The 25,501-nt window shown below is 29.9% G+C and carries 26 protein-coding genes; 12 read left to right on the top strand and 14 right to left on the bottom strand.

Features of this window, described 5'->3' with window-relative positions; all coding sequences use genetic code 11:
- Window positions 1-50: 50 nt before the first annotated feature.
- The 5 genes from fdhF to AC5YGA_RS04595 all read right to left on the bottom strand — a co-directional run bounded on the left by fdhF (window position 51) and on the right by AC5YGA_RS04595 (window position 6,415).
- Complete coding sequence (fdhF, locus tag AC5YGA_RS04615) at window positions 51-2,819, bottom strand: formate dehydrogenase subunit alpha (RefSeq protein ID WP_415307958.1); 2,769 nt, start codon at window positions 2,817-2,819, stop codon at window positions 51-53.
- The gene (locus AC5YGA_RS04610; RefSeq protein WP_415307957.1) at window positions 2,819-4,477 is read right to left on the bottom strand and encodes an NADH-ubiquinone oxidoreductase-F iron-sulfur binding region domain-containing protein; all 1,659 of its coding nucleotides are present in this window, start codon (window positions 4,475-4,477) and stop codon (window positions 2,819-2,821) included. The genes fdhF and AC5YGA_RS04610 overlap by 1 nt, the downstream gene beginning before the upstream one ends.
- A 133-nt stretch (window positions 4,478-4,610) precedes the next feature.
- The gene (gene fdhD, locus AC5YGA_RS04605) at window positions 4,611-5,444 is read right to left on the bottom strand and encodes a formate dehydrogenase accessory sulfurtransferase FdhD (protein ID WP_415307956.1); all 834 of its coding nucleotides are present in this window, start codon (window positions 5,442-5,444) and stop codon (window positions 4,611-4,613) included.
- Between the two features lie 45 nt (window positions 5,445-5,489).
- Window positions 5,490-5,975 carry an HPP family protein gene (locus tag AC5YGA_RS04600; protein WP_415307955.1) on the bottom strand — a complete coding sequence of 162 codons (486 nt, stop codon included), beginning with the start codon at window positions 5,973-5,975 and terminating at the stop codon, window positions 5,490-5,492.
- A 29-nt stretch (window positions 5,976-6,004) separates the two neighbouring features.
- Complete coding sequence (locus tag AC5YGA_RS04595) at window positions 6,005-6,415, bottom strand: iron-sulfur cluster assembly scaffold protein (RefSeq protein ID WP_415307954.1); 411 nt, start codon at window positions 6,413-6,415, stop codon at window positions 6,005-6,007.
- A gap of 43 nt (window positions 6,416-6,458) precedes the next feature.
- Here AC5YGA_RS04595 and AC5YGA_RS04590 point away from each other — a divergent pair, with 43 nt between their 5' ends.
- The 10 genes from AC5YGA_RS04590 to AC5YGA_RS04545 all read left to right on the top strand — a co-directional run bounded on the left by AC5YGA_RS04590 (window position 6,459) and on the right by AC5YGA_RS04545 (window position 15,862).
- A complete protein-coding gene (locus AC5YGA_RS04590) occupies window positions 6,459-7,070 on the top strand; it encodes a molybdenum cofactor guanylyltransferase (RefSeq protein ID WP_415307953.1) in 612 nt (203 codons plus the stop codon).
- 1 nt (window position 7,071) lies between these two features.
- Window positions 7,072-8,319, top strand: a complete 1,248-nt coding sequence (locus tag AC5YGA_RS04585) for a molybdopterin molybdotransferase MoeA (protein WP_415307952.1) — start codon at window positions 7,072-7,074, stop codon at window positions 8,317-8,319.
- A gap of 48 nt (window positions 8,320-8,367) precedes the next feature.
- A complete protein-coding gene (locus AC5YGA_RS04580; protein WP_415307951.1) occupies window positions 8,368-9,273 on the top strand; it encodes a DMT family transporter in 906 nt (301 codons plus the stop codon).
- A gap of 5 nt (window positions 9,274-9,278) precedes the next feature.
- Window positions 9,279-10,493, top strand: a complete 1,215-nt coding sequence (locus tag AC5YGA_RS04575; RefSeq protein ID WP_415307950.1) for an aminopeptidase P family protein — start codon at window positions 9,279-9,281, stop codon at window positions 10,491-10,493.
- Window positions 10,494-10,500: 7 nt separating this feature from the next.
- Window positions 10,501-11,616, top strand: a complete 1,116-nt coding sequence (locus AC5YGA_RS04570) for a serine/threonine protein kinase (protein ID WP_415307949.1) — start codon at window positions 10,501-10,503, stop codon at window positions 11,614-11,616.
- Between the two features lie 2 nt (window positions 11,617-11,618).
- A complete protein-coding gene (locus AC5YGA_RS04565; protein WP_415307948.1) occupies window positions 11,619-12,662 on the top strand; it encodes a threonine aldolase family protein in 1,044 nt (347 codons plus the stop codon).
- Window positions 12,662-12,814, top strand: a complete 153-nt coding sequence (locus AC5YGA_RS04560; RefSeq protein ID WP_168606561.1) for a hypothetical protein — start codon at window positions 12,662-12,664, stop codon at window positions 12,812-12,814. Before AC5YGA_RS04565 ends, AC5YGA_RS04560 begins: the two co-directional genes overlap by 1 nt.
- A 1,130-nt stretch (window positions 12,815-13,944) precedes the next feature.
- Window positions 13,945-14,265 carry a hypothetical protein gene (locus tag AC5YGA_RS04555; RefSeq protein ID WP_415307947.1) on the top strand — a complete coding sequence of 107 codons (321 nt, stop codon included), beginning with the start codon at window positions 13,945-13,947 and terminating at the stop codon, window positions 14,263-14,265.
- Window positions 14,266-14,303: 38 nt separating this feature from the next.
- Complete coding sequence (locus tag AC5YGA_RS04550) at window positions 14,304-15,041, top strand: hypothetical protein (protein ID WP_415307946.1); 738 nt, start codon at window positions 14,304-14,306, stop codon at window positions 15,039-15,041.
- 77 nt (window positions 15,042-15,118) lie between these two features.
- Window positions 15,119-15,862, top strand: coding sequence for a hypothetical protein (locus AC5YGA_RS04545; protein ID WP_415307945.1), 744 nt, complete (start codon window positions 15,119-15,121; stop codon window positions 15,860-15,862).
- 115 nt (window positions 15,863-15,977) lie between these two features.
- Here AC5YGA_RS04545 and AC5YGA_RS04540 read toward each other — a convergent pair whose 3' ends face one another.
- The 3 genes from AC5YGA_RS04540 to AC5YGA_RS04530 form a co-directional block, all read right to left on the bottom strand.
- A complete protein-coding gene (locus AC5YGA_RS04540; RefSeq protein ID WP_415307944.1) occupies window positions 15,978-16,205 on the bottom strand; it encodes a hypothetical protein in 228 nt (75 codons plus the stop codon).
- Window positions 16,206-16,207: 2 nt separating this feature from the next.
- Window positions 16,208-16,915 (bottom strand): hypothetical protein, encoded by a 708-nt coding sequence (locus AC5YGA_RS04535; RefSeq protein WP_415307943.1) that lies wholly within the window; start codon window positions 16,913-16,915, stop codon window positions 16,208-16,210.
- Between the two features lie 114 nt (window positions 16,916-17,029).
- A complete protein-coding gene (locus AC5YGA_RS04530; RefSeq protein WP_415307942.1) occupies window positions 17,030-17,515 on the bottom strand; it encodes a YajQ family cyclic di-GMP-binding protein in 486 nt (161 codons plus the stop codon).
- 89 nt (window positions 17,516-17,604) lie between these two features.
- Between AC5YGA_RS04530 and AC5YGA_RS04525 the strand changes: the two genes are divergently transcribed.
- Complete coding sequence (locus AC5YGA_RS04525) at window positions 17,605-17,811, top strand: SlyX family protein (protein ID WP_415307941.1); 207 nt, start codon at window positions 17,605-17,607, stop codon at window positions 17,809-17,811.
- A 16-nt stretch (window positions 17,812-17,827) separates the two neighbouring features.
- Window positions 17,828-19,009 (top strand): BaiN/RdsA family NAD(P)/FAD-dependent oxidoreductase, encoded by a 1,182-nt coding sequence (locus tag AC5YGA_RS04520; protein ID WP_415307940.1) that lies wholly within the window; start codon window positions 17,828-17,830, stop codon window positions 19,007-19,009.
- Here AC5YGA_RS04520 and AC5YGA_RS04515 read toward each other — a convergent pair.
- The 6 genes from AC5YGA_RS04515 to AC5YGA_RS04490 all read right to left on the bottom strand — a co-directional run bounded on the left by AC5YGA_RS04515 (window position 19,006) and on the right by AC5YGA_RS04490 (window position 25,499).
- On the bottom strand, window positions 19,006-20,307 hold the full coding sequence (locus AC5YGA_RS04515; protein WP_415307939.1) for an MFS transporter: 1,302 nt from the start codon (window positions 20,305-20,307) through the stop codon (window positions 19,006-19,008). The two genes, AC5YGA_RS04520 and AC5YGA_RS04515, sit on opposite strands and share 4 nt — an antisense overlap.
- A 58-nt stretch (window positions 20,308-20,365) precedes the next feature.
- The gene (locus AC5YGA_RS04510) at window positions 20,366-21,226 is read right to left on the bottom strand and encodes a DMT family transporter (RefSeq protein WP_415307938.1); all 861 of its coding nucleotides are present in this window, start codon (window positions 21,224-21,226) and stop codon (window positions 20,366-20,368) included.
- Window positions 21,223-22,152: a glutathione synthase gene (gshB, locus tag AC5YGA_RS04505; protein WP_415307937.1), complete on the bottom strand. Its 930-nt coding sequence runs from the start codon at window positions 22,150-22,152 to the stop codon at window positions 21,223-21,225. Before gshB ends, AC5YGA_RS04510 begins: the two co-directional genes overlap by 4 nt.
- Window positions 22,142-23,437, bottom strand: coding sequence for a glutamate--cysteine ligase (locus AC5YGA_RS04500; protein ID WP_415307936.1), 1,296 nt, complete (start codon window positions 23,435-23,437; stop codon window positions 22,142-22,144). The genes gshB and AC5YGA_RS04500 overlap by 11 nt, the downstream gene beginning before the upstream one ends.
- An 81-nt stretch (window positions 23,438-23,518) precedes the next feature.
- On the bottom strand, window positions 23,519-25,000 hold the full coding sequence (purF, locus tag AC5YGA_RS04495) for an amidophosphoribosyltransferase (protein WP_415307935.1): 1,482 nt from the start codon (window positions 24,998-25,000) through the stop codon (window positions 23,519-23,521).
- Complete coding sequence (locus tag AC5YGA_RS04490; RefSeq protein WP_415307934.1) at window positions 24,954-25,499, bottom strand: CvpA family protein; 546 nt, start codon at window positions 25,497-25,499, stop codon at window positions 24,954-24,956. Before AC5YGA_RS04490 ends, purF begins: the two co-directional genes overlap by 47 nt.
- Window positions 25,500-25,501 lie beyond the last annotated feature (2 nt).

The raw sequence follows: 25,501 nt of genomic DNA, 5'->3' as shown, positions 1-25,501 counted from the left end.
AAAATTATAAACTTTATAATTTTTTAAAGCACGTATTAAAATACTAGTAATTATGAAAGTTCTGCTTGATTATCTTTAGGTTCAACAACAGTTTTAAATTGATTGGATATTTTTTGAATTTCTACAGAAGAAACTTTGTATTCTGCACACATCGTCTCTTCATCTTTTCCATGACCAGTTACCATGTTAACCATATGTTCTGGGAAGTGGAATGTTGTAAATACAATTCCTTCTTTAACTTTATCTGTTACTTCTACTTTTAAAGCTACTTCACCTCTGCCAGAATAAAGTCTACCAATATCACCAGTATTTAATTCTCTTTTTTTAGCATCATTAGGGTGAACTAGTAATAAATCTTCAGAAACTATATTAATATTTTTAGTACGTCTTGTCATAGTAGCAGCATTATAATGTTGAAGAACTCTACTAGTTGTTAAAATTAATGGATAATCTTTTTTATTCTCAGCTATCTCATTAGATTCTTTCCAATCAAAATTTTTAAGTTGTCCTTTTCCTAATTTAAATGTTTCTTGGTGTAAAATTTGAGTATCTGTTCCATCTTCTTGAACTGGCCATTGTAATCCCATTTTACCAAGTCTTTCCCTTGTTACCCCTTTAAAGAAAGGAACTACATCAGCTATTTCTGCAAGAACTTGATCTGCGTCATATTCAGGTTGATCAAAACCTAATTTTTGCATCATGTCTGTTACAATTGTTCCATCTGTTTTAGTGCCAGGCAAAGGAGGTACGGCTCGATTTACTCTTTGAATTCTTCTTTCTGTATTTGTAAAAGTTCCATTTTTTTCTAAGAAAGTTGTTCCAGGCAATACTACTGTTGCAAGTTTTGCTGTCTCACTCATAAAAATTTCTTGCACAACTAATAACTCAAGTGAATTCATGGCATCTATTACGTGGGCACTATTAGGATCTGTTTGAACAATGTCTTCTCCAATAATCCAAACAGCTTTCACATCTTTATTAATTGCCCCATCAAACATTTCTGGAATTTTTAATCCCTGTTTTGTTGGATGAACGACTCCATATTTTTCAGTGTAGAAATTTTGAACTTTTTCATCAGCCACTTCAAAGTATCCAGCTCCTTGATGAGGCTGGCACCCCATATCAGCAGCACCTTGGACATTATTTTGTCCTCTCAATGGATTAACACCAACTCCTCTTCTACCAATATTTCCAGTAATCATTGCAAGATCAGCAATTAACATTACTGTTTTAGATCCTTGCTCTTGTTCTGTAACACCTAAACCATGGAATTCCATAGAGTTTTTTGCTGTTGCATAAGCAATTGCAGCTTCTTTAACTAACTGTTTGTCAACACCAGCAACTTTCGCTAAATGATCCATATCTTGTCTCTCAATTTCCTTAATGAAATTTGCAAAACCCTCAGTTCTATCTCTAACAAAATCTTTGTCATAAAGGTTTGCTTTTAATATAAAATGCAACATCATATTCAAAATAGCAACATTTGTTCCTGGTCTAAGTTTAATATGATAATCAGCAAGTTTAGCAAGCTCAGTAGTAATTGGATCTAATACAATTAATTTTTTACCCTTCATTACTTGTTGCTTAATTTTAGCACCAGTAACTGGGTGAGCATTTGTTGGATTTGCTCCAATAACCATAAATAAATCTGCATGGTAAATATCTTCTGTAGAATTTGTAGCCGCTCCAGTTCCAAATGTTTGTTGCATTCCCCACGCAGTAGGTGAATGACAAATTCTTGCACAACAATCAATATTATTAGTTCCTATTGCTGCTCTAATCATTTTTTGGAAAACATAATTTTCTTCATTAGTACATCTTGCTGAAGAAATACCAGCAACTGCATCTGGTCCATTAGCTTTAGTAATTCTATTTAATTCTTTTTTAATAAAATCATATGCCTCATCCCATGATGCTTCTTCAAATTTTCCATTCCTTTTAATTAAAGGAGTTTTTAATCTATCGGGATGATCATAAAATCCAAAAGCATATCTTCCTTTAATACAAGTGTGACCTGCGTTAACTTCAGATTCTTTAGGAGTAGAAATTGCAACAACTTTATTATCTTTAATTGATGCCTCTAGATTACAACCAACTCCACAATAAGAACAAGTCGTTCTTACTTTTTCATCAACAGCAACTGATTTAGATTGATATACATCTGAGATGGCATCTGTTGGGCAAGTGTGTGCACAAGCTCCACAAGATACACAAGACGAGTCCCCAAATAATGCATCATTATCTGTTGTAATCTTAGACTCAAATCCTCTACCACTCATTGTTAAAACAAAAGAACCTTGAATTTCATCACAAGCTCTGACACATCTTCCACAATTAATGCAGTTATCTAAATTCATTCTCATGTAATCATGAGAGGTGTCTCTTGGAATACCTTTGTGTTGTTTTGGTACATTATATCTATGATCTGATATGCCTAAATCATTAGCAACATCTTGAAGTTCACAGTTATTATTAACCTCACAAGTTCCACATTCCATTGGATGGTCGGTTAAAACTAGTTCAACAATATTTTTTCTTAAAGCAGTTAAATTTTCATTGTTTGTAAAAATATGTTGGTTTTCACCAACTGGTGTATGACATGAGGCTACAACTTTAGTTGGACCATCTTTAACTAAAGCAACCTCAACCGAACAAACTCTACAAGCTCCATAAGGTGCTAGGTTTGGATCATTACATAAAGCAGGAACTTTTTTTTCACCAAGATAGCTTTCTACAAATTTTAAAACAGAAGTATGGTTAGGACCAATTTCATAGGGCTTACCATCTATATATGCAATTTTTCTTTTTTCTGAGCTCATTAATTATCTTTCACCATATCATCCTTCATTTCATCACCAAAATATTTTAATATATTCATGATTGGAGTAGGTATTGCACCACATAATGCACATAAACAGCCTTTTTTCATCGTTATTAGCAGCTCATTTAATAGCTTTAGTGGAATTTTAGCAGTTTTATTCTTAGCTTGATCAAACATTTCCTTTCCCCTGTAAGATCCAAGTCTACCTGGGAAGCATTTTCCACATGATTCTTCAGCTGTGAACTCAAATAAATGATGAATATATTCGACCATTGGAAAGTCTTTTGGAATACTTACTATACTTGCGTGCCCCAGCATGAAACCAGCAGCAGTAAATTCTTGAAAATCTAGATTTAATTTTTCTACCTCAGAAATTGGAATAACCCCGCCTAATGGTCCACCAATTTGTAATGCCTTAATAGGTTCTTTAAAACCACCACCAATATCATTTAAAACCTTTTTCATTGGAGTTCCCATTTCAACTTCATAAACACCTGGATTATTAAAAAAACTATCAAAACAAACTAATTTTGTACCTGCAGATTTTTTATTTCCAATTGCAGCAAATTTTTCTGCCCCATTAATAAGTATACCAGTAGCAGCTGCTAAAGTTTCAACATTATTAACAACTGTTGGTTTTTTATAAAGTCCTTCAGTAACAGGGAAGGGAGGTCGGACATCAACTTCTGCTCTTCTTCCTTCAATTGAGGCTATTAAAGCTGTTTCTTCTCCACATATGTATGCTCCTTGTCCTATACAAATATTTAGATCAAAAGAAAAATTTGTTCCAAGAATATTTTCTCCTAATAATCCTTCTTCTTTCAAAGAATTGATAGCCCCATTTATTGCTTCAATAGATTTTGGATATTCTCCTCTAATATATAAAACACCCTCGTCACTTCCAATAACATAACCACAGATGATCATTCCAAATAAAACTTTTAATGGCTGATCTTCTAATAAATATCTATCGGAGAAGGCACCAGAGTCACCTTCATCTGCATTGCATATAACGTATTTTTTTTCAGAGGGGGCTTTTCTACAAAAATCCCATTTCATTCCAGCTGGAAAACCAGCACCACCTCTACCAGTTAAATTTGAGTCTAGTAATGATTTTATAATTTCTTGTTTGTCTGTATTTATAAACTTACTTAAGACATCTTTAAATTGATCTAAATTTGAAAGCTTATCATCCATTAAAAAACTTGTTGCAGCAAAACTTTTTGAAAAAAATTTTTCCTGTTCAATTTTATTACCTTTAATTATTTCATCAATTTTATCAATATCATTGCCAGCATAATTTTCACCATCATAATGAAAGGCTTTATTTTCATAACAGTGACCAAGACAAAACATTTCACCAACCTTGTCGTCACCCAATTTTTCTTTTAATTTTTTCTTTAAAGGCTCTTGTGTTCCAGAACACATACAAGCACTTCCATTACAAACAAAGGCTTTTTTGGCTCTGTGAGCTGGTCTTAGAAATTCATAAAAACTCTCAGCACCATGAATAGTGGAAACTCCCATGTGGTATTCATTGGCTATTTCTTTAATACCAGTTGAATCTTTAGAGTTTAATGATCTTTCAGAAATCTTTTCAAAAAGATTTTTTTTTAGACCAATTCTACCAGATAGATTACTTATATTTTTTGACAATTTACAATTTACCCCCTGTTAATGCTTAAATATTTATTACAATTATTATAAAAATTCTAGAAGTTTAAAATGAATTTAATAATATTTAATATTATTAAATAATATATATAAAAAAAATACTGACCTCAAATATCTATTTAATTCTTTCACTACTACTATAAATATTGAAGCTATCTTTTTTCACAAAACCAACCAATGTCATATCAAATCTATTTGCTAAATCTATAGCAAGACTTGTTGGCGCACCCACTCCTATAAGCACACCTATGTTTGCCATTAGAGCCTTTTGAACGAGGTCAAAATTAAGCCTCCCAGAACAGGTCAAAAATTGAGAATTTGTGTTAAGTAATTTCTGATCAAGAGTATGACCTATTAATTTATCTAAAGCATTATGTCTTCCAACATCTTCCTTGATAGCTACAATGTCACCCTTAGCCGTAAATAACCCACTTGCATGAATTCCTCCAGTTTTAGAAAATTCTGACTGATTTTGCCGAAGTTTATCTGGTGATGTCATAATAGTTTCTTTTGTAATTTTTGGAATGGATTTTAAGATTTTATCCTTTTTAATAATTTCTAAGGAATCTAAGGAAGTTTTTCCACAAACACCACAAGAAGAGTTTGTTAAAAAATTTCTTTTTATTTTATCAATATCAATATTTTCAAAATTATTAATCGTTACAGTAATTTTATTTTTAATACCATATTGATCAGTAGGTCTTCCACTGTGTTCAATTTTTTCTATATATTCAATTTTTTCAACTACCCTCTCATTAAAAAGAAATCCTCTTACTAAATCTTCATCATCACCAGGCGTTCTCATCGTAATAGAGATAGTATTTTCATTCCAATTTTCTTTATCTTTATATTTGAGTATTATTTCAAGTGGTTCTTCAATGGATATTTGATCATTAACCTCTTTTGAATTATTAGATCTAAATTTTATAACTTTATAATTAGAATTCATTTAGCCAGTATATTTAAACTGGTTAAATTTGAAACAGTGAAAAGATTAGCTTTTCCAACTACTTGGGTAGTTTTTCTTTAAAATGAAACGATTTAAAATAATTGCATAAACAATTATTATTATAGAACCAAGAATAATCGGGTTTAATAAAAAATCATATGAAACTGCACTAAGTATTATAACAATAGGATTTCCGCCTGCAGGTGGGTGAGTTACACCAAGTAGTATCATTACAAAAATACCAAGACCTACTGCAATGGCTATTTGTAAAAACTGATCAATGGGTAGAAATTTTAAAATTAATACACCAACTATAGATGTTACTAAGTGTCCAAAAAAAACATTTTTGGGTTGGGCAAAAGAACTTTCTGGATACCCAAAAAGTAGAACCATAGAAGATCCAAATGACCCAGCTAAAAATAACCCATAAGGAGTTTCAAAACTTAAGAATGAAAGAGTTCCAATTGTAATTATTGAAAATATTAAAGCATAAAGAGCTCTATTAAAGTTTTCTTTTATTGTATTTATCATATATTTTTATCTTTACTATTAGTATTGCTTTAAAGCTTTAGGGCTTTTGAAAGAGTTTTAAATGGAAGCAATAAACACTCTTTTCTAGAAATGTTTTTTGAATTCATTATTTTTTTAAAATCTTTTAAATCTTTTATATTATTTTTTTTTAATTGATCAAAATTTTCATCAAAGAAAAGCTCAGCTTTTGAGACAAAATCTGAAATTTTTTCTATTGGTGCTTGTATAACCCATCTTGAAAGCAAACTGACAGAGGCCTGACAGTACACGCAGGACTTACATTGATACCCCATGTCTTGAACAATATTATCTTTAACTATCAAACTAATTTCCATTTCATCACCACATAATGGGTTTTTATTCTTTGATTGATGTGTATGATTTTTAACCACTTTGTGGTTTTTGGTATTAGATGCGATTTCTAAAATTTTTAAGTCCATTATAATTCTTTAATTAAGAGATTAATGTTTTATATTTTGATTTATGGAAGATAACAATATTTTAGCTGTTGTGCTAGCGGGCGGAAAATCAAAGAGATTTGGTGAAGATAAAAACCAGACAAAACTTGGTGATAAAACATTGTTAGAGCACGTTTTATCAAAAATTAGCAGTAAATATGAAGAGATACTTATTGTCTCAAGCCACAGTTTAGATACAAAAAAAATAAAAAATGTAACAATAATTCCTGATTGCTTAGATGACTTTGGACCATTAGCAGGCGTTTTAAGTTCAATGAAATGGGTTAAAGAAAATCAAAAATCGTATCAGTGGATTGCAACATTTCCATCAGACACACCTTTTTTTGAAATCTCAATTATTGATGAATATCAAAAAAGAATTAAAATGAAAGATAGCTTATTGTATTTTATTAAATCAAATAACAGAAGGCACAACATTTTTGGTTTATGGTCAATTGAATTATTAAAACCACTGGAAAATGATTTGATTAATAATAATTTTAGAAAAGTAGAGGATTGGGCAAATAAAATAGGAGTAAAAACAATTGATATAGAACTTAAAGAATTTGATCCCTTTTTTAATATAAATACCAAAGAAGATTTAGAAGAAGCAAAAAAAATACTAAAGAAAAATTAAAATGATTAATTATAAAGAAGCTAAGAAAATCTTAATAAAATCAAAGATAAAAATTAGAGATGAAATTATTAACTCATCAAAGTCATTAAACAGGATTAATGCATTAGATATCTATTCAGCTGTAAATTATCCAGCAGGAACTAATGCTGCATTTGATGGTTTTGCAATTAATTCAAAAGATACAAGCAAGTTAAATAAAAATAATTCACAAAACTTTAAAATTTTAAAGACTATATCTGCGGGAGATAATCCGTATTTAAAAAAAATAAATAAGTTTGAAGCTGTTGAAGTAATGACAGGTGCGCTTATACCTAAAAATTTTGACACTATAATTCCAATAGAAAAAATTGTTTTTAATAAAAATAGAAAATTTATCTTAATTAATGAAAAAATAAAAAACAAACAACACATTAGATATGCTGGATCAGATTATAAAAAAAGAGACTTGGTAATTAAAAAAGGCACCATAATTCAACCTTCTCATATATTAGCTTTTAAAACATTAGGCATAATAAATATAAAAGTTAAAAAGAAGCCCAATATTTTATTTTTTTCAACAGGAAATGAAATTTCTAATAATAGTGATATTGCTAATTGGAAAGTTAGAAACTCTAATAGTTATTATATAAAATCCATATCTAATAATTTTCTATTTAATTTTATAGATGGTGGAATTTTAAGGGATAAAGACGAAAATCTTTTTAAAAAAAAGATAGAAAAAAGTTTTAAATCAAAAATAGATATTATAGTTACTTCGGGTGCCGTATCTGCTGGTAAACACGATTTTGTTCCCTTTGTAATTAAAAAATTTAATTTATCTAACTTTTTTAAAGGTGTTTCTATTAGACCTGGTAAACCAATATTATTTGCTAAGTTTAATAAAATAGAAAAAGCTATTTTTGGACTACCAGGCAATCCTATCTCTTCATCTGCTTGTTTTAGATTTTTTGTTTTTCCTTATCTACTTAACATTCTAGGGGTTAAGGCTGAAAAACCATTTAAAGCTAAATTAAAAAATGATTATTCTAAGAGTAAAAAAATTATTAGATTTTTAAAAGCAAAATTAACTTCAACTAATGGTGGAAAAATAGAATTACAGGTCTTAAAAGGTCAAGAGTCATTCAGAATTAAATCATTTGTAGAATCAAATGTCTGGGGTCTCTTCAAAGATGGACAATCTATATTCAAAAAGGGAGAGTTAATTGATTGTTACTCTCCAATTGTATCGAATATTGATATTTTTAAATAAAGCTCATTTTTATTGTAGTCCAAAATAATTACTATTAAATAATGATTAATGATTGAATTAAAAAATGAAAAGATTGCAATTCCAGTTGTTTTAATAGCTGGCTTAATATGGTCTTTTGGTCCTTTAGTAGTTAGATACATGAATGAACCAAATCTTGTTCCATGGCAGTATATTTTTGCGCGTGGGCTAACAATTTTTCTAATTCTAAATCTTTATCTTTTTTTTGAAGAAGGAAAAAATTTTTATAAAAATTATTTTAGGATAGGTTGGTCAGGTATTGTTGGTGGAACGGGTCTTGGGATTGCAATGATCACATTTATATATTCAATTACCAATACAAGTGCTGCTATTACTTTACTTTGTTTAGCTGCAATGCCTTTTTTTACTGCTTTGTTAGGTTTTTTATTTTTAAAAGAAAGAATATCAATTAATGTTTGGATAGCTATTGTCATTGCAACTATTGGAATTATAATTATTGCCCTAGGCAACACTCAAAAGAGTTCTTTGTTAGGTCTTATATTTGGAATGGTTTCTTCAATTGGTTTTTCTGTCTTTTCAGTAACATTAAGATGGAGAAAAGAGACTCCAAAATTTACTACTGTTGCTTTTGCTGGATTTTTTTGTTTTGTAGTTGCAGCGATAGTTATTTTAACCAACGATATGGTTTTTTTATCTACAAGTTATAATAGTGCTTTGTTTTCTGTACATGGAACTTTGGTTTGCATGGGGTTAATTTTATATTCTATAGGATCAAAAGCAATACCAGCAGCTGAACTTACTTTGCTTTCACTGACAGAAGTAATTGGTGGAATTTTTTGGGTATGGATACCCTTTTTAGGTATTAATGAAATACCTTCCACTAATACCATTATAGGTGGCTTCTTTCTTTTTATGTCGATTATTTATTATAGTCTTACAATAAAAACTAATAGAAGATTTATTGCACTAAATTAATTAAAATGGAAAGACCAGATTTTTTTACATTAAAAAATGGCGATAAGGCAAAACTTCCTTTTACAGACCAAGAGTATCAAAGTCGGCTATCTAATTTAAGAATTGTAATGAGTAAAAATAATCATGATATGATTATTTTAACATCAATGCATAATATTGCTTATTATACTGGTTTTATTTATTGCTCTTTCGGCAGACCCTATGGTTGTGTTGTAACAGCTAATAAAATTTCAACAATTTCAGCAAATATAGATGCTAGTCAACCTTGGAGAAGATCACATTGTGATAATGTAATCTTTACTGACTGGAAAAGAGATAATTTTTTAAAAGCTATTGTTTCAATTATCGGAAGAGATGAACCTCCAAAAAATATTGGTATTGAAAATGATCATGTAACTTTAGATGTTAAAGAAAAACTAACTTCAATTTTTACATTTTCAGTTTTTAGTGATGTATCAAAAGATTTGATGAAACTTAGAATGATTAAATCACCTGAAGAAATAGAAATTATCAAAAATGGAGCAAGAATAGCTGATCTTGGAGGTGAGGAGATTAAAAAAAATATTAAGGTTGGGGAAAGTGAGCTTGAGATTGCAATAGCGGGCAGAGATAAAATGGAACGTGAAATTGCAAAAACGTATCCTGATGCAGAATTCATGGATACTTGGGTTTGGTTTCAATCAGGATTGAATACTGATGGTGCGCATAATCCAAAAACTAATAGAAAATTAAAATCAGGAGACATTCTATCTTTAAATACATTTCCAATGATTTCAGGATACTATACGGCTCTTGAGAGAACTCTTTTTGTAGATAAAATTGACGATGCATCTTTAAAAGCATGGGAAGCAAATGTTAAAGTTCATAAAAGAGGCTTAGAATTAATTAAACCAGGTGTAAAATGTTCGTCTATTTGTCATGAACTGAATGAACTTTTTGCTGAGCTTGGTTATCTTCATTATCGAACATTTGGTTATGGCCATTCATTTGGTGTCCTATCTCATTTTTATGGAAGAGAAGCTGGATTAGAATTGCGTGAAGACATAGATACTGTCTTAGAGGAGAATATGGTTATTTCAATGGAACCGATGATCATGATACCAGAAGGAACTTCAGGAGCTGGTGGATATAGAGAACATGATATCTTGGTTATAGGGAAAGATAACGCTGAAAACATTACTAAGTTCCCTTTTGGTCCAGAACATAATATTATCAAGTAATAAATTTATGAGTGAAAAAAAAACTATAGTTAATAGTTGGAATGAGTGGGACCCTTTAAAACATGTAATTGTTGGTAAGGCTGATGGTACTTGTATCCCTGCACCTGAACCAGCACTGGATGCAAAGGTGCCAGAAGACTCTGATATGCGTGGTCAATTTGGACCAAGAACGAAAGACACAGTTGATAAGGCAAATCAGTTGTTAGATGATTTTTCAAATATGCTAATTAAAAGAGGTATTAAAGTAGACAGACCAGATCCAATAGATTTTAATAAAAAAACATCAACTCCAGATTGGGAAGTAGGTACAATGTTTGGCTGTATGCCACCAAGAGATGTTTTATTAACTGTTGGAAGTGAAATTTTAGAAGCAACGATGAGTTATAGATGTAGATGGTTCGAATATCTATGTTACAGACCTTTGTTAAAAAAATATTATGATGATGATCCTAATATGAGACATGAAGCTGCTCCTAAACCAAGATTAACTGATGCAGATTACAGAAAAGATTATTTATCAGATAAAATTGGTATTCAAAAAAGATTAGAATGGACTGAAGACAAGTTTTTTGTAACAACCGAAGAAGAAGCCTTATTTGATGCAGCGGATGTTTTAAGATTTGGCAAAGATTTAGTTGTTCAACATGGTTTTACAACTAATCTTAAAGGGATTGATTGGCTTAAAAGACATTACAAAGACCATAGAATTCATGCTGTTAATTTTCCAGGTGATCCTTATCCAATTCATATTGATGCAACATTTACACCTATTAAAGAAGGTTTAATTATTAATAATCCACAAAGAAAACTTCCAAAAGAACAAAGAAAATTATTTGAAAACAATGGATGGGAAATTATTGATAGCGCACAACCAGCACATAATGAGCCACCACCATTATGTTATTCTTCAACTTGGCTTTCAATGAACGTTCTAGTGTTAGATCCAAAAACTGTTTGTGTTGAAAAAAGTGAAGTTTATCAAGCTGAACAATTAGATAAATTAGGAATGGAAGTAATACCGGTTGAAATGAGAGATGCTTATGCATTTGGTGGAGGTCTTCATTGTTGTACAGCGGATGTTTATAGAGAAGGTGAGTTAAAAGATTATTTTCCAAAACAATAAATATGGAAAAAATTAAAACAAAAAGAGAGCGAGTAAAATTTGCTTCAGATAATGTTGCAGGTGCTTGTCCTGAAGTATTAGACGCAATTTTAAAAGCTAATGATGGAGATAGAGCTCCCTATGGTGAAGATGAAATTTCAAAAAATTTACAAGATAAATTTTCAGAAATATTTGAAAAAGAGGTAATTGTTTTTCCAACATCTTCCGGAACTGCGGCTAATGCACTAGCTTTATCTACGATGACACCATCTTTTGGAAATATCTATTGTCACAAACTTTCTCATATTAATGTAGATGAATGTGGAGCACCTGAATTTTATACTGGGGGAGCAAAATTAGTAAATCTTAACGGAGTTAATGGAAAAATTACAGCTGAGGAGCTCAATAAATCAATTAGTGGGAAGGGCGTTGTTCATCACACTCAACCTTCATCAGTAAGTATTACACAACTTTGCGAAACAGGTGAAGCTTATGAATTAGATGAAATAAAAAAAATATCAGAAATTGCTCATAATCATAAACTTAATATGCATATGGACGGAGCTAGGTTTGCTAATGCTTTAGTTTCATTAGATTGTAGCCCTGCAGAAATGACTTGGAAATCTGGTATTGATGTTCTTTCTTTTGGAGCAACTAAAAATGGATGTTTAGCAGCAGAAGCTATTATTTTTTTCAAACCAGAGTTAGTTGGTAACTTACCTTTTTTAATGAAAAGAGCGGGGCATTTACTCTCAAAAATGAGTTTTGTATCAGCACAATTAGATGCTTATATCACAAATGAAGTTTGGCTAAGAAATGCAAAACATGCAAACGCTATGGGTAAAAAATTAAGTCAAGGTTTAGATCTACACAAAAATATTGAATTGGCTTATCCTACTGATGCAAATGAAATATTTGTAAAGATACCAAAAGATATAATTGATAAATTAAATTCAGAAGGATATACAATCAATGATGATGAGTGGGACGGTAAGGCGGTTAGATTAGTTACAGCATGGAATACTAATCTATCTGATATTGAGACCTTTTTAAATTTAATTAAGTAATGCCTAGAAAACCTAACTATAAAGACTTATTAAAAAAATTTAAAAAAAGAAATATTAAAAATCCAGAAAGAATAGCAACAGCCTATGTTAAAGGATTGACTGCAGGATCCAAAAAAAAGGCTGCTAAAAATTTAGCAGGGATCATAGATTAAAGAAAAAAGGACCTAGAATTGCTGAATTCTAACTAGCGACTATTCCACACCTAGATACCCAATTTATGATTTAGTAGAGTTTATTATGGCTAGATTAGATGGAATCATTGAACCAATATATTTTTTGATTACCTCAATAACATTTATATTATTAAGTATAATCCAATATAAAAAATTTGGAAAAACTAGGGAAACAAAATATCTCGCAGGTTTGTCAATTTTTTTCTTATGTAGCTATATTGCTATAATTTTTAAAAATTAGAATGATCAAATTTATTCTGCCAGCTATAGCTGTTCTTTTCATTGTAGTATTCTGGGAAAAAATTACTGAAATAGTTTTCAAAAAATTTAATATTAGGTTGAATTATATTATTGTGAGTACTGTGTTAATAACTATCACTATAATAATTTTATTAATCAATTATGGATGAATCTAATTATTAAAAAATTTTTGGAATCGTGGCCATAGGATTATCTGGGATACACTGTCCACAAACTGTCCACAAAAGTGGGTTGGAACAAAATGTTCTCTTGCTTAACTTGGGTTCTCTTTCAAAAAGTTAATATAATCAACAACTTCTTGAAACTTTTCATCAGGAATATCTTTATATGAGTTGCCAAACTTCTCTTTGACACAGAGAGTAATAGTGAAAACCACCTATCCCTTCTAGTCCCTTTAGGTCCCAAAACCCTTATGGTTACTTAGTTACTAAAATATACTTGGTGTTAATACTAAGCAATTTTAATGACAAAACCACAAACAAACCACAAACATTTCCGAGTGCTCATTAACCATCATTCCTTCACCTAGACACTAAGATATTCATTTGCTAACAGTGCAATAAAGAATTTATCGAGTCTGATGGTCAGCAAAAAAAATTAAGAAAAATTCTCAACTCACTCAACGAGTGCATTTATTTTTTAGAATGGGAAGCATGAAAGAAACATGAAAAAAAATAATATAGATTTCTCAACATGAATTTAGGATTGCCAGTTGATTGGCAGTCAACTGCTCTTTGTCGTATTTTTATTGAAAAACTTTTTCATCATTCATATATTAATTACTTCATCAACAAGGAGCTTCACTAGCATGTACTGCTTTAGTACAAATTAAACCGATGGAGAATAAAATGTTAAATAATACATTTAACCAAGAAGACAAACCAACAGAGCAATACATTTATTTAAGTAAAATTAAGTTTGATGTGTTGAGACATATTCTAGCATTTTCGCTAGCTAAACAATACTCACCAACCTTTGCTGAAGTTGCAAGAAGATTTAGATTTTCTAGAGCTAGAGTAGGTAAAATCGTGAGTGAACTGTTCTTAATGGGGTTTATCACAAAAGGTAAGTCAGCTCATAGAAACATTAGAATTGATGATTACCAAAGAGAAGTAATTGAGCAACTTCAATTTAATCGTGAGTATCCAGTTAAAGCTACTATTAACTAATATAAGTATGGGTGGTGTTCTGCATCACCCAAAAAAACATGCAAGCTAAATTTAATAAAAAAACTTCCTTTGCTTATTTGATGGGTGTTTATCTTGGAGATGGAGAGATTAATAAAAGCTATAAATTTGAAGTATTTCGTCTTAATACAAAAGATAAAGATTTTGCTGAAACTACTAAACAGGCAATATTAATATGTAGAGGTGACGAATATAACCTTAAAAAAAGTACAGCTTTTACTGGCAAGTTAAGAAAACTAACTTTAACTGAACATGAAGTTACCATGAGAAAAGTTTATAAAGTAAAACCTGCAAATTATTTTAATGTTTACGCTTCAAGTGCAAAATTGTTTAAGAAAATGGCCAAGATGACTAATAATAAAACGAAGTTTCCAAAAGAAATATTCAATTGGACTAAAGAAGAAAGAAAATATTTTATAATTGGTCAAATGGATAGTGAGGGTTACGTTGCTAAACCTAATAAGAATAAGTCACTAATAACATCCACTGGCAGATCTGTACATATGGGTTTTAAAATTACAGACACGTACATATTTAAGAATTTTTTGAAACTGTTAGATATGTCAAAAATAGAATATGGAAAAATAGGATCACATCCTACTAAGAATAAAATAGCCTACAGAATAACAATAAAGCTACAAAGCTGGATTAATGCTGGGTTCTTTTTATCAATCAAAAGAAAACAAGATTTAATAGATAAGTTTAATATAACTGAACCTTATTCAGAGAGAAGTAAGTATCCAAGAATTATAAAATAGTAATTCCATCACCTAGACACGTGATTAGAGGTTTAAAGCAAATAGACTCATGGTTCAGGATTTGTTAGTCTTGGATTATGAAAAAAGTTCTATGCATGATTATTTTAGCCATTATTTTACAAAATTGCGCTTCAAGTACCACTTCTAGAAATACCCAAGCGGATCTCGTTAAAAAAGGAGAAATTAAATTAGGAATGAATCCTTATGATGTTGAGGATTATGTGGGTGGACTTATGAGTAAATATGTCCATCGATGGGTAGCTGAAAATAGTTATGGAAAAGAGTTAGTCACATATGAATCAATAGATAGAGATAATGTGATATATTTATTTCAAGAGGAAGATCCTGAGAAACAGTTTAAGTTCTGGGGTTCTGCTGGTTATGGTGATTATGAACTTATTAAAATTTTTAATAACTACTTAGATTACTACGTATTTGTATCTGAATTGCCTAGGCTTTCCTCTAAAGACAAATCAACTTATACAACATTAAAAAACAGTCAATTAAGACAAAAAGAAAAAAATATTCCAAAAGAAGAAAAAGAAAAAATTGAAATGGTTGAAATTATTGAAAAATCAAAAAATACTTGCAAATCACTTGGGTTTGAAGAGGGCACAGAAAAATTTGTGGATTGCTCCCTAAAGCTATATTCTCAAGAGGTTGATAATAGAATAGCATTAAAAGTTGCTGAGCAAAAATCATCAACTTCTTCTAATACAGGTTCAATGGTTATATACGATCCTGTTAGAGACAGACAAAATCAAATTGACAGAGGTATGAAAATGTTAGGTGGAAAATGTACACTTGGCATAGATTGTTAATAGCAATTAAATGAAAAAACTTTTAGGGATCGTGGTTCTGGGTTATAGGATTATCTAGGACAAAACCACAAACAAACCACAAACATTTCCGAGTGGTGTTTGAATGTTCTCTTGTTTAACTTGGGTTCTCTTTCAAAAAGTTAATGTAATCAACAACTTCTTGAAACTTTTCATCAGGAATATCTTTATATGAGTTGCCAAACTTCTCTTTGACGCAAAGAGCAACATGGGCGTAGGGATTTCTTCCTTTAGGGTGATTTGGATGGCTTGGCAATTGACCCAGTAAATAATCGCCAGCTCCCTGTATCATTTTCCAGAGTTTACTTGCGTTTTCTTTATTCAAATTTAGTTGTGATAAGTTTTGTCGATTTTAAAATCTTCTAAAGTTGAAGCAGATACCTCTGAGTCTTGATTGCTATCTATCTCTTTCTTTGCAAATTCTCTTTCTTTAAATTTTTGTTCTTTTATTAATTCCTCGTGTAATTTTAATTTTTGCTCTTGATCAAATTTTTCTTCCCATTCTTTCAATTTTATATTTTCAATTTCTTTCTTTTGTTCTTCTTGTTCTCTCATTTCTTTTAAAAATTTTTCTTTTTTTCTTTTTTCCTTTAATTCTTTATTTTTTTGCTCCTCTTCTCTAATTCCTAAATCTAATTCTTTTCTATTTTGCTCTTCTCCTTTGATTTTTAGCTCTTTTTCTTTTACCTTGAGATCTTTATCAATTAGCCCTAGATCTTCATCTTTTTTATTTATTCTTTTATTTTCTACTTTAAGAGAATCTTCTTTAATTTTTAATTCTATATCTTTTAAATTTAATTTATCATTTTCTTTTTTAAGTTTTTCTTCTAAAATTTTTAATTCTTTTTTTTCTTTTAAAATCTCATTTTTTTGTTCGAGTTTTTTTAACTTAATTTCTTTGATTTTTTTCTTTTCAAGGTTCTTCATATACTTTGAATATGCATTACTTAAAGTATTGGTGGTAATAGATGCTAACTTTATTAAGTTAGACTTATTTTTTTTAGTTTTAATTTTTTTTCTTTTTTTTAAAGTCATTTTTTATAAGAATTATTTGACCAAAAAAATTATTAATATTCAACTAGATTTATAATAATTTCTGTTAAATACTGTCTAAATTGAGTTCAACTTAAGATTGTTATTTTATGACGTTTAGTCTCTAAAGTTTACAAATTCTATTGGAAGACCAATATCAATGGCTTCTATTGCTGACATTGTTTCCTGAAGGTCATCTCTTTTTTTTCCTTCTGCTCGTAACTCTTCTCCTTGAATTTTAATCTGAATTTTAAGTTTTAGTTTTTTTATTTCAGCAATAATTTTTTTTGCATTTTCTTGGCTAATACCTTCTTCTAGTTCACTAACTTGTCTAATCGATGAACCTGCAGCATTTTCTGAATTTTTAATTGCTATCACTCTTGGATCTACTTTTCGTCTTATAAGATGAACTTGTAATAATTCATTTACTTGTTTTAATTTTAATGCATCGGGTGCTAATGTGGTGATAATCTTATCTTTTCTTTCAATTGAAATATCAAGTCCCTTAAAGTCAAATCGATTACCAATTTCTCTTAGGCAGTTGGCAAGGGCATTATCAAATTCTGGGTAACTAATTTTACTGATTACATCAAATGAAGGCATAATTTTTATTATCTAATGATTTAACCATAACAAAAATTTTCATAATTGACTATTTGATTTATTTTGAAACTCTTTTAAGTTGCACTTATATGGAAGATTTAGTCAAAAAGTTAGAAGAACAGATCAGCTTTCTTCAAAATGAAATATCTCAAATGAGTGATGAACTGTATTCTCAACAAAAAGAGGTATCTGTTTTAAAAAAACAAATTTCAAACGTTGAAAAAAGAATTAATGAATTAGAGAACAGTGATGAAGCAGGTATGGTCATGGTTGATAAAAAACCTCCACATTATTAAACTTTATTATTAATCTATGACAGAAAAATTTGATGTTATTGTAGTAGGTGCAGGTGCAGCAGGTATGATGAGCGCTATAGAAGCTGGCAAACGTGGAAGAAAAGTACTTTTAGTTGATCATGCAAAAAAAATAGGAGAAAAAATTAGAATATCAGGTGGTGGAAGATGTAATTTTACAAATATACACACTCATCCTAGTAAGTTTATTTCAAATAATCCAAAATTTGTAATATCAGCTTTAAAACAATACACCCAAAATAACTTCATAGATTTAATAAAGAAACACAATATTAAATTCCATGAAAAAAAATTAGGACAACTCTTTTGTGATGAAAGTGCTCAACAGATCATAGATATGTTGCTATTAGAGTGCAAGATGGCAAATGTAGTTTTAAAAAAAGATACAACAATTGATGATATTGATAAAAAAGATAATAAATATTTTATAATTGTTGGTGACAATAAATATTTTTGTGAATCTTTAATTATTGCAACAGGTGGTCTATCTATTCCAAAAATCGGAGCAAGTAAGTTTGGCTACGATATCGCTCAAAAATTTAATTTGAAAATTATCGAAACATTACCTGCGTTAGTTCCTTTGACTTTTAGTGAAAAAATACTAGCAATATGTAAAGAGCTTACAGGGTTATCTGTTGAAGCAGTTGTTTCATTTAAAAAGACTTTTTTTGAGGAAGGAATGTTGTTTACCCATAGAGGTTTGAGTGGACCCTCTATATTACAAATTTCTTCTTATTGGAAATTGGGAGATAATATCAAAGTCAACTTATCACCAAAACTAGATGTAGATAGATTTCTAAATGATAGAAAAGTTTCTAATCCTAAACAAGATATAAATATTATAGTTTCTGAAATCCTTCCTAAACGATTAGCTCATATAATCTGTAATGAAAATAACGTTAATGGAAATATATGTGAATTATCTAACAAAGTATTAACCAGCTTGAGTAATTCTATAAATGCCTGGGTGATAAATCCGATTGGAAGTGAAGGTTATAGAACTGCAGAAGTTACTTTGGGTGGTATTGATACTGAAGAAATTTCCTCTAAAACAATGATGTCCAATAAACACCCCGGATTATTTTTTATTGGAGAAGTTGTAGATGTTACTGGTCATCTAGGTGGTTATAATTTTCAATGGGCTTGGTCTTCTGGATATGTGGCAGGCCAATATGCTTAAAGTTTTCTAACTAGTTGAGCCTCTTCAGGTTTTTTTGGTTCTTCAATAGGTTCTGTTGTTGGATTTAATTCAATACCAGCAGGTGTAATGGTTGAAGGCATAGCAACAAATTGAGAGTCTGGGTTTTCAACTGTCTCTCTAACTCTCATTCTATAGATACCAAACACACCTATTAAAGCATGAAAGAAAAGTAAAAATACAAAAAAACCATTAGAGCCAACAATATTCATAAATATTGAACAAAGGAATGGACCACCCATGGCACCTAATCCAAATGTAAACTGTATACCAGCTCCAGCTGCTACAAATTTTTCTTTTGGTATATAATCATTAGTGTGTGCACAAATCAAAGAGAACATTGGTAAGCTACAAATAGAAAAACAAATTAAAAAAATAAAAAACCATACTTTGCTTGTGGCAAGTTCACCTGGTAAATACATTTGACCTGATGATAAAATAGCAAAGAGAGCAAAAATACATGCACCAAAAGTTGAGATGACTATTACTTTCCTCCTATCATATTTATCAGAAAGTTTTCCAATAGGATATTGAGAGATAGCACCAGAAATTGCTAAAAGAAAAGTTACAAGTGATATTTGAAAAATAGTAAAATTCATTGATGCCGCATATACTGCTAACAATGTAAATAATGCTGACTGGATTGTTCCATAAAAAAGAGCACTTACCATTCCAAATGGTGAAGTTTCATAAAGTTCTTTTAATGGCATACCTTTAATTTTTTTAAATGTTGGCGGTTTTTTTTTAGTTAAGAGAATAGGTATAAGTGCAACAGATGTAATGATTGAAATTAATATGAAGGGTTCATAATTTGCGGGACTACTAAAATTTAGTAAAAACATTCCTATACCCATTGAGCCATATAAAATAACCATATAAATAGACAAAACACTTCCTCTATTTTTATTGGATGATCTATCGTTTAGCCAACTTTCAGCAACCGTATAAATACAAACCATGCTTATTCCCGTTAACAATCTTAGTGCAAACCAAACAAGAGGATTAACAAAAACTGAGTGAACTAAAATAACCAAAGATGCCAAAGATGCAAAAGCTGCAAAAACTCTAATGTGACCAACTCTAGATATAAGACCAGTAATTGTTGATGTACCAATAAAGTATCCAACAAAATACCCAGACATCATAAAGCCAGTTGCTGCAAGACTGAATTCTTCTTGAACAGCTCTTACACCTAGGAGTGAACTTTGAAATCCATAGGCCATCATTAAAAAGCCCATACCTAAAAACAATGCCCAAGAATTCTTTAAAACTTTATTCATAAAATTGACCGTACTTATTTGCGATCTAAATGTAAATCAAGTCTTAATTGTGATTAAATTAAGAATTCTTTAATTTGATAAATGAGTGGATTGCAATGGCTGTGATGATAACAACACCACCTTGCATAGTTTCAAGACTGGGCTGTTCCTTAATAATCAGCCATACCCAAATAGGACCAATTATAGTCTCTAATAAGAAGAATAGGTTCACTTCAGCCGCAGGTATGAACCTTGGAGCTATAGTGACTAGCACAAAAGGTATAGCAACACACATAATACACATTAAAGGAACTATAATTAGGTCGCTATCAACTAGCGCAAAACTTTCAATAAACAGGAGAGCAAACATGGCTACAATTAACTTTCCAACAACAGCTGCTGGGATTAAGTTTTTATCCTTTGCAGATCTAATAGTGACTGCGCCTACAGCTAAACCTAAAGCAGTTATTAAGCCTAATATATCTCCAAAAAAGTTACCTAATTGTATTGAATCGTAGAATATATAAATAGCAGCTGTAAAAGTTACAAATATCGTAATCCATGTTTTTTTATCAGGTAATTCTTTTAAAAATATTGCTCCAAGTATTGCAGACAGCATAGGAGCCATTGCAATCATAACTAATGTATTTGCAACATTGGTATTTTGTATTGAAACAACAAAAGTAATATTGGTTACAGAAAAAGTACCAATATAAAGCAGCCCATGATAGCCACTTGAAAAAAGCATTTTAAAGAAATTTAATTTATAAATTAATAACATTCCCAAAAATACAGTGATGAAAGGAATAAGACCTCGATAAAAAACAAGCCCCCAGGTATCAACATTAGAGAGCCTTATAAATAAACTATCAGGTGTGATAAACATTACTGCAACAAATGCAAGTAAAGATCCTTTTTGTTGTTCGGATAAATTGTTCAAGCTCTTAATCCTTTCCAAAATACTTTTGCAAGATTAATATTTGTAAGATCATAAAAAGATTTTAATCCTGTAGGAGAGGTTACGTTAATATCTCCATTTAATTTTTGGTCAATAAAATCAATACCAGAAAAGTAGATATCATTTTTTTTAAGATTTTTACCAATTATATTTGAAATTTTATTTTCGATTTTTGTTAATTTAACAGAAATAGGTATGGCTCCTTTACTCATGTTACTTAAAAAAGATCCTTTTTTTGGAACTCTAGAAATGGCACCACAAACTTTACCATTAATTATAAAAACTCTTTTATCTCCAAACTTAATTTTAGGTAAAAACTTTTGGCACATAATATGTCCATGTTTTTTTATAAAGCTTTTAATTAATTTAGTATTTATCTTATTTTGAAATAAATGAATATCATTTCCACTAAAGCTATGAATAGGTTTTATAATCATTTGTTTGTTTTTTGAAAAAAAATTATTAATTTCATTCATATCTTTTGTGAAAATTGTATCTGGCATATATTTTTGAAAAGATGTTGAGTATAGTTTTTCAGAGATATTTCTAATAGATGTTGGATTATTAATAATTTTAACTTTATTTTTAATCTTATCTAATATGTAAGTTGTTGAAATATATTCTAAATTAAAAGGTGGATCTTGACGTATCAAAATATACTTACATTTAGTAAGTTCTAGTTTCTGCTGATGTAATATTTTAAAAAAACGTTTATCTGAATAATTAAACTCTATGTAATATCCGTTAGCTATGACTTTATCGTTGATTATTGAAAGGTCTTTAGGCTCATAATAAAAAATCTTATATTTTAACCTTTGAGCTTCAATAGCTAGAAATATACTGGTATCAGTTAGAGGCTTTAGTTTTGAAGGATGATTACCTTGAATTGCAACTGTCTTATTTGTCATATAAATCATTTAAATTTTCATTCTTAGAAAATTTATCTATCATATGATCTGCGTTTGTTGACTTGTTATCAATTAGTTTATCCAGGTGATTTAAAAATTTAGCTTCATTATCGTTAGATTTATTCAAAATATCCCTGTTTAATAATCCTTTTCTTGAAATACCCAGTAGCAATGATGACCAATGTAATAGATCTTTTCCCATTAACTCAGTATTAAAACCTTTTTTTGGTGCCTCTAGATACGCATTAATTATTTTATTTTTATCCCACTTAGAAATTAATTCATAAGCTTCGTCTAAGTTGCCATATAAAATTCCAGTATTAAAAGCAGGTCCAGAACATAAACAGTCCCAGCCACAAGTATCCATTGATCTTAATTCTATATACTTCTTAAGTCTATTTTCTGTAAAAATTGTACTTAAGTGAGTAGTTAAATCGTCTTCAGTTGGAAGTCTGTTATTAACTTCATTAATTTTTCCATTCATGAAATCTGAAAATGAGTAATTACTTCCTGATAAATATTCTTTTTCGTTTTGAATAAATAATAAAGGAAAGTTTATTGAAAAATCTGCATATTTTTCAAAATCCATATTATCAAAAAATACCTCAGGTAAACCACCTCTAGATGTTTCTTGCCAAACTTTAGATCGATAAGAGCTGAAACCACTTTTTTGTTTTTCAACTATTGAAGAATTTGCAAACAGTGCAATAGATATAGGGACTATAGAATTTATTATTTTGAATTTTTTAATAAAATCTTTTTCTGAGTCATAATCCAAATTAAGTTGTGTACCACAAGTCCTATACATCATGTCTAAGCTCAAAGAACCACCATTAGGCATATCTTTAGTCATTACTTGATATCTTTGTTTTGGATTATTAGGAACTTCACTAAGGCTTGAAATAGGATCAAAACCAGCACTAACAATTTTTAAATTTAATTTTTTAGTTACTTGTTGTAATTCAAATAAATAATCATGAGATTCAGCACAAGCCTCATGAATATTGTTTAATTTATCTCCTGATAATTCAATTTGATTTCCAGGCTCTAGGGTGATGCTTTTTCCTTGTTTTTGTAATCCAATAATATTTCCTTTTTCCATTATTGATTTCCATCCAAACTCACTTAATAGTGAAAACATTTTAAGGACAGTAGGGTAGTCTACTCTTTTGTTTGTTTTTTCATCAAATAAAAATTTTTCATGCTCAATACCAATTTTAAAATCTTTAATATCTTTAATTCCAGATTCAAAATATTTAATTATTTGCTCTTTATGAGTGATCATTGATTTATATATAAGGGTTTAATGTTCATTTTAAAGTCTTTATGTTCAGCCCTTCTTTATGAGAATTATTTAATGGTTACTTTAGTTATTCGAAGCAGTACTCAGCAATGATAATTGAGTAATTTTATCATCACCTAGTTCATCTATAGGCTTAACAGGGTATTCACCTGTAAAATAATGATCAGTTAATTGAGGGTACGTGTCATTACGTTTTTCAAATCCTATTGCTCTATATAACCCCTCAAGTGATAAAAAATCTAAAGATTTAGCACCTATATATTTACAAATTTCTTCATTTGTTTTGTTTGCCGCAAGAAGCTCTTTTTTAGTTGGTGTGTCCACTCCATAAAAATCTGGAAATCTAATTTCTGGACAGGCAATTTTAACATGAACCTCTTTTGCACCAGCATCATAAAGCATTTTAACAATTTTATGTGAAGTTGTTCCTCTGACAAGTGAGTCATCTATCAAAATAATTCTTTTGTCTTTAATTGTAGATTGATTGGCATTTAATTTTAATTTAACCCCCAAACTTCTAATTTTTTGACTGGGTTCTATAAAAGTTCTTCCAACATAATGATTTCTAATTAAACCTAATTCAAAGTTAATTCCTAAATGTTGAGCAAAACCAAGAGCTGCTGCATTACCTGAGTCTGGTACAGGAACTACAATGTCAGCTTTAATTTTATTTTCTTTAGCAAGTTCTATTCCTAAGTTTTTTCTATGCTCATAAGCTGACTTTCCATCTAATAAACTATCTGGTCTTGCAAAATAAATATATTCAAAAACACAAGGCCTAACTTTTCTCACTGGGAAGGGTTTAAAACTTTTTAACTCATTGTTTTCAATCAAAACAATTTCACCGTTCTCTACATCTCTTATGTACTTAGCTCCTATAATATCTAGTGCGCATGTTTCAGATGCCAATACGTAACTGTCTTTTATTTTACCAATAATTAAAGGCCGTATTCCATATGGGTCCCTAACACCTATTAACGTACTTTGTGTAAGCATAACCAGTGCGTAGCCACCTTGAATTTGAAATATTGCATCAATAACCTTATCAACTGTTTTATTTCTTTTTGATTTCGCAATTAATTGAACAATCGTTTCGGTATCTGATGTAGTATAAAAAATTGCCCCATCTTCAACTAACTTGTTTCTAAGTGTAACAGAGTTAGTTAAATTTCCATTGTGAGCAACACCAATACCACCTGCATTAGTATCTGCAAAGAAAGGTTGGATATTTCTTAAAGTATTTTCACCTGTAGTACTGTATCTATTATGACCTATGGCATATTTCCCAAGTAAATTTTTTAATACTTTTTCTTTGTTAAAGTTATCTCCAACCAAACCAAATCTTTTTTCTGAATGATATCTTTCTCCATCAAATGATACAATTCCACAACCTTCTTGCCCTCTATGTTGAAGCGCATGAAGACCCAAAGCAGTTAGGGCAGCAGCATCATTACTATTGCTTATACCAAATACACCACACTCTTCTTTAAGTTTTGAATTATAATTCTTCAATTTTTTCTTTAGAATCTTGATAGTTTTTATCATTTGGAAATATTTTTATTAAATAAATACTACCTTTTTCTATGTATGGAAAGGTGTATGATTTATCAGCATTAATTGGCCATTTGCTATAACTATAGACAATATCAATAGCTGAAAATAAACAAATACAGATTGCATAACCTCTAATAAAACCAAAAAATAAACCAAAAATAGAATCGAGTCTTCCAAGGCCAACAAATTTTATGGTCTTACTAATTCCTTTATTTACTACTAATATTATAAAAATCACTAGAACAAAAATAGACAAACCCAACGTCACATCCAACACATATTCACTATCAATTATATTTTTAAAATAAGGTCTAATTCTAGGAAATAAAATCAAAGTTATCACATAGGCCAAGAGCCATTTTGAAACTGAAAGTAAACTTAAAATAAAACCATTGCTATAACATTTAATTATAGAAAAAATAGTGATGATCAAAAAAATTAAATCTATAATTGAAATTGCTTCATAAAAATCTTTTAAAACATCAATCATTT

The organism is Candidatus Pelagibacter sp. uisw_091, assembly GCF_059512525.1.
The sequence above is the reverse complement of the archived record's forward strand: the minus strand, read 5'-3'. Positions and strand labels throughout refer to the sequence as shown.

Excerpts from the sequence above, each read along its gene's own strand:
- fdhF (WP_415307958.1), bottom strand. The coding sequence starts at position 2,819 with ATGAGCTCAGAAAAAAGAAAAATTGCATATATAGATGGTAAGCCCTAT.
- fdhD (WP_415307956.1), bottom strand. The coding sequence starts at position 5,444 with ATGAATTCTAATTATAAAGTTATAAAATTTAGATCTAATAATTCAAAA.
- AC5YGA_RS04600 (WP_415307955.1), bottom strand. The coding sequence starts at position 5,975 with ATGATAAATACAATAAAAGAAAACTTTAATAGAGCTCTTTATGCTTTA.
- AC5YGA_RS04595 (WP_415307954.1), bottom strand. The coding sequence starts at position 6,415 with ATGGACTTAAAAATTTTAGAAATCGCATCTAATACCAAAAACCACAAA.
- AC5YGA_RS04590 (WP_415307953.1), top strand. The coding sequence starts at position 6,459 with ATGGAAGATAACAATATTTTAGCTGTTGTGCTAGCGGGCGGAAAATCA.
- AC5YGA_RS04585 (WP_415307952.1), top strand. The coding sequence starts at position 7,072 with ATGATTAATTATAAAGAAGCTAAGAAAATCTTAATAAAATCAAAGATA.
- AC5YGA_RS04580 (WP_415307951.1), top strand. The coding sequence starts at position 8,368 with ATGATTGAATTAAAAAATGAAAAGATTGCAATTCCAGTTGTTTTAATA.
- AC5YGA_RS04575 (WP_415307950.1), top strand. The coding sequence starts at position 9,279 with ATGGAAAGACCAGATTTTTTTACATTAAAAAATGGCGATAAGGCAAAA.
- AC5YGA_RS04570 (WP_415307949.1), top strand. The coding sequence starts at position 10,501 with ATGAGTGAAAAAAAAACTATAGTTAATAGTTGGAATGAGTGGGACCCT.
- AC5YGA_RS04565 (WP_415307948.1), top strand. The coding sequence starts at position 11,619 with ATGGAAAAAATTAAAACAAAAAGAGAGCGAGTAAAATTTGCTTCAGAT.
- AC5YGA_RS04560 (WP_168606561.1), top strand. The coding sequence starts at position 12,662 with ATGCCTAGAAAACCTAACTATAAAGACTTATTAAAAAAATTTAAAAAA.
- AC5YGA_RS04555 (WP_415307947.1), top strand. The coding sequence starts at position 13,945 with ATGTTAAATAATACATTTAACCAAGAAGACAAACCAACAGAGCAATAC.
- AC5YGA_RS04550 (WP_415307946.1), top strand. The coding sequence starts at position 14,304 with ATGCAAGCTAAATTTAATAAAAAAACTTCCTTTGCTTATTTGATGGGT.
- AC5YGA_RS04545 (WP_415307945.1), top strand. The coding sequence starts at position 15,119 with ATGAAAAAAGTTCTATGCATGATTATTTTAGCCATTATTTTACAAAAT.
- AC5YGA_RS04535 (WP_415307943.1), bottom strand. The coding sequence starts at position 16,915 with ATGACTTTAAAAAAAAGAAAAAAAATTAAAACTAAAAAAAATAAGTCT.
- AC5YGA_RS04530 (WP_415307942.1), bottom strand. The coding sequence starts at position 17,515 with ATGCCTTCATTTGATGTAATCAGTAAAATTAGTTACCCAGAATTTGAT.
- AC5YGA_RS04525 (WP_415307941.1), top strand. The coding sequence starts at position 17,605 with ATGGAAGATTTAGTCAAAAAGTTAGAAGAACAGATCAGCTTTCTTCAA.
- AC5YGA_RS04520 (WP_415307940.1), top strand. The coding sequence starts at position 17,828 with ATGACAGAAAAATTTGATGTTATTGTAGTAGGTGCAGGTGCAGCAGGT.
- AC5YGA_RS04515 (WP_415307939.1), bottom strand. The coding sequence starts at position 20,307 with ATGAATAAAGTTTTAAAGAATTCTTGGGCATTGTTTTTAGGTATGGGC.
- gshB (WP_415307937.1), bottom strand. The coding sequence starts at position 22,152 with ATGACAAATAAGACAGTTGCAATTCAAGGTAATCATCCTTCAAAACTA.
- AC5YGA_RS04500 (WP_415307936.1), bottom strand. The coding sequence starts at position 23,437 with ATGATCACTCATAAAGAGCAAATAATTAAATATTTTGAATCTGGAATT.
- purF (WP_415307935.1), bottom strand. The coding sequence starts at position 25,000 with ATGATAAAAACTATCAAGATTCTAAAGAAAAAATTGAAGAATTATAAT.
- AC5YGA_RS04490 (WP_415307934.1), bottom strand. The coding sequence starts at position 25,499 with ATGATTGATGTTTTAAAAGATTTTTATGAAGCAATTTCAATTATAGAT.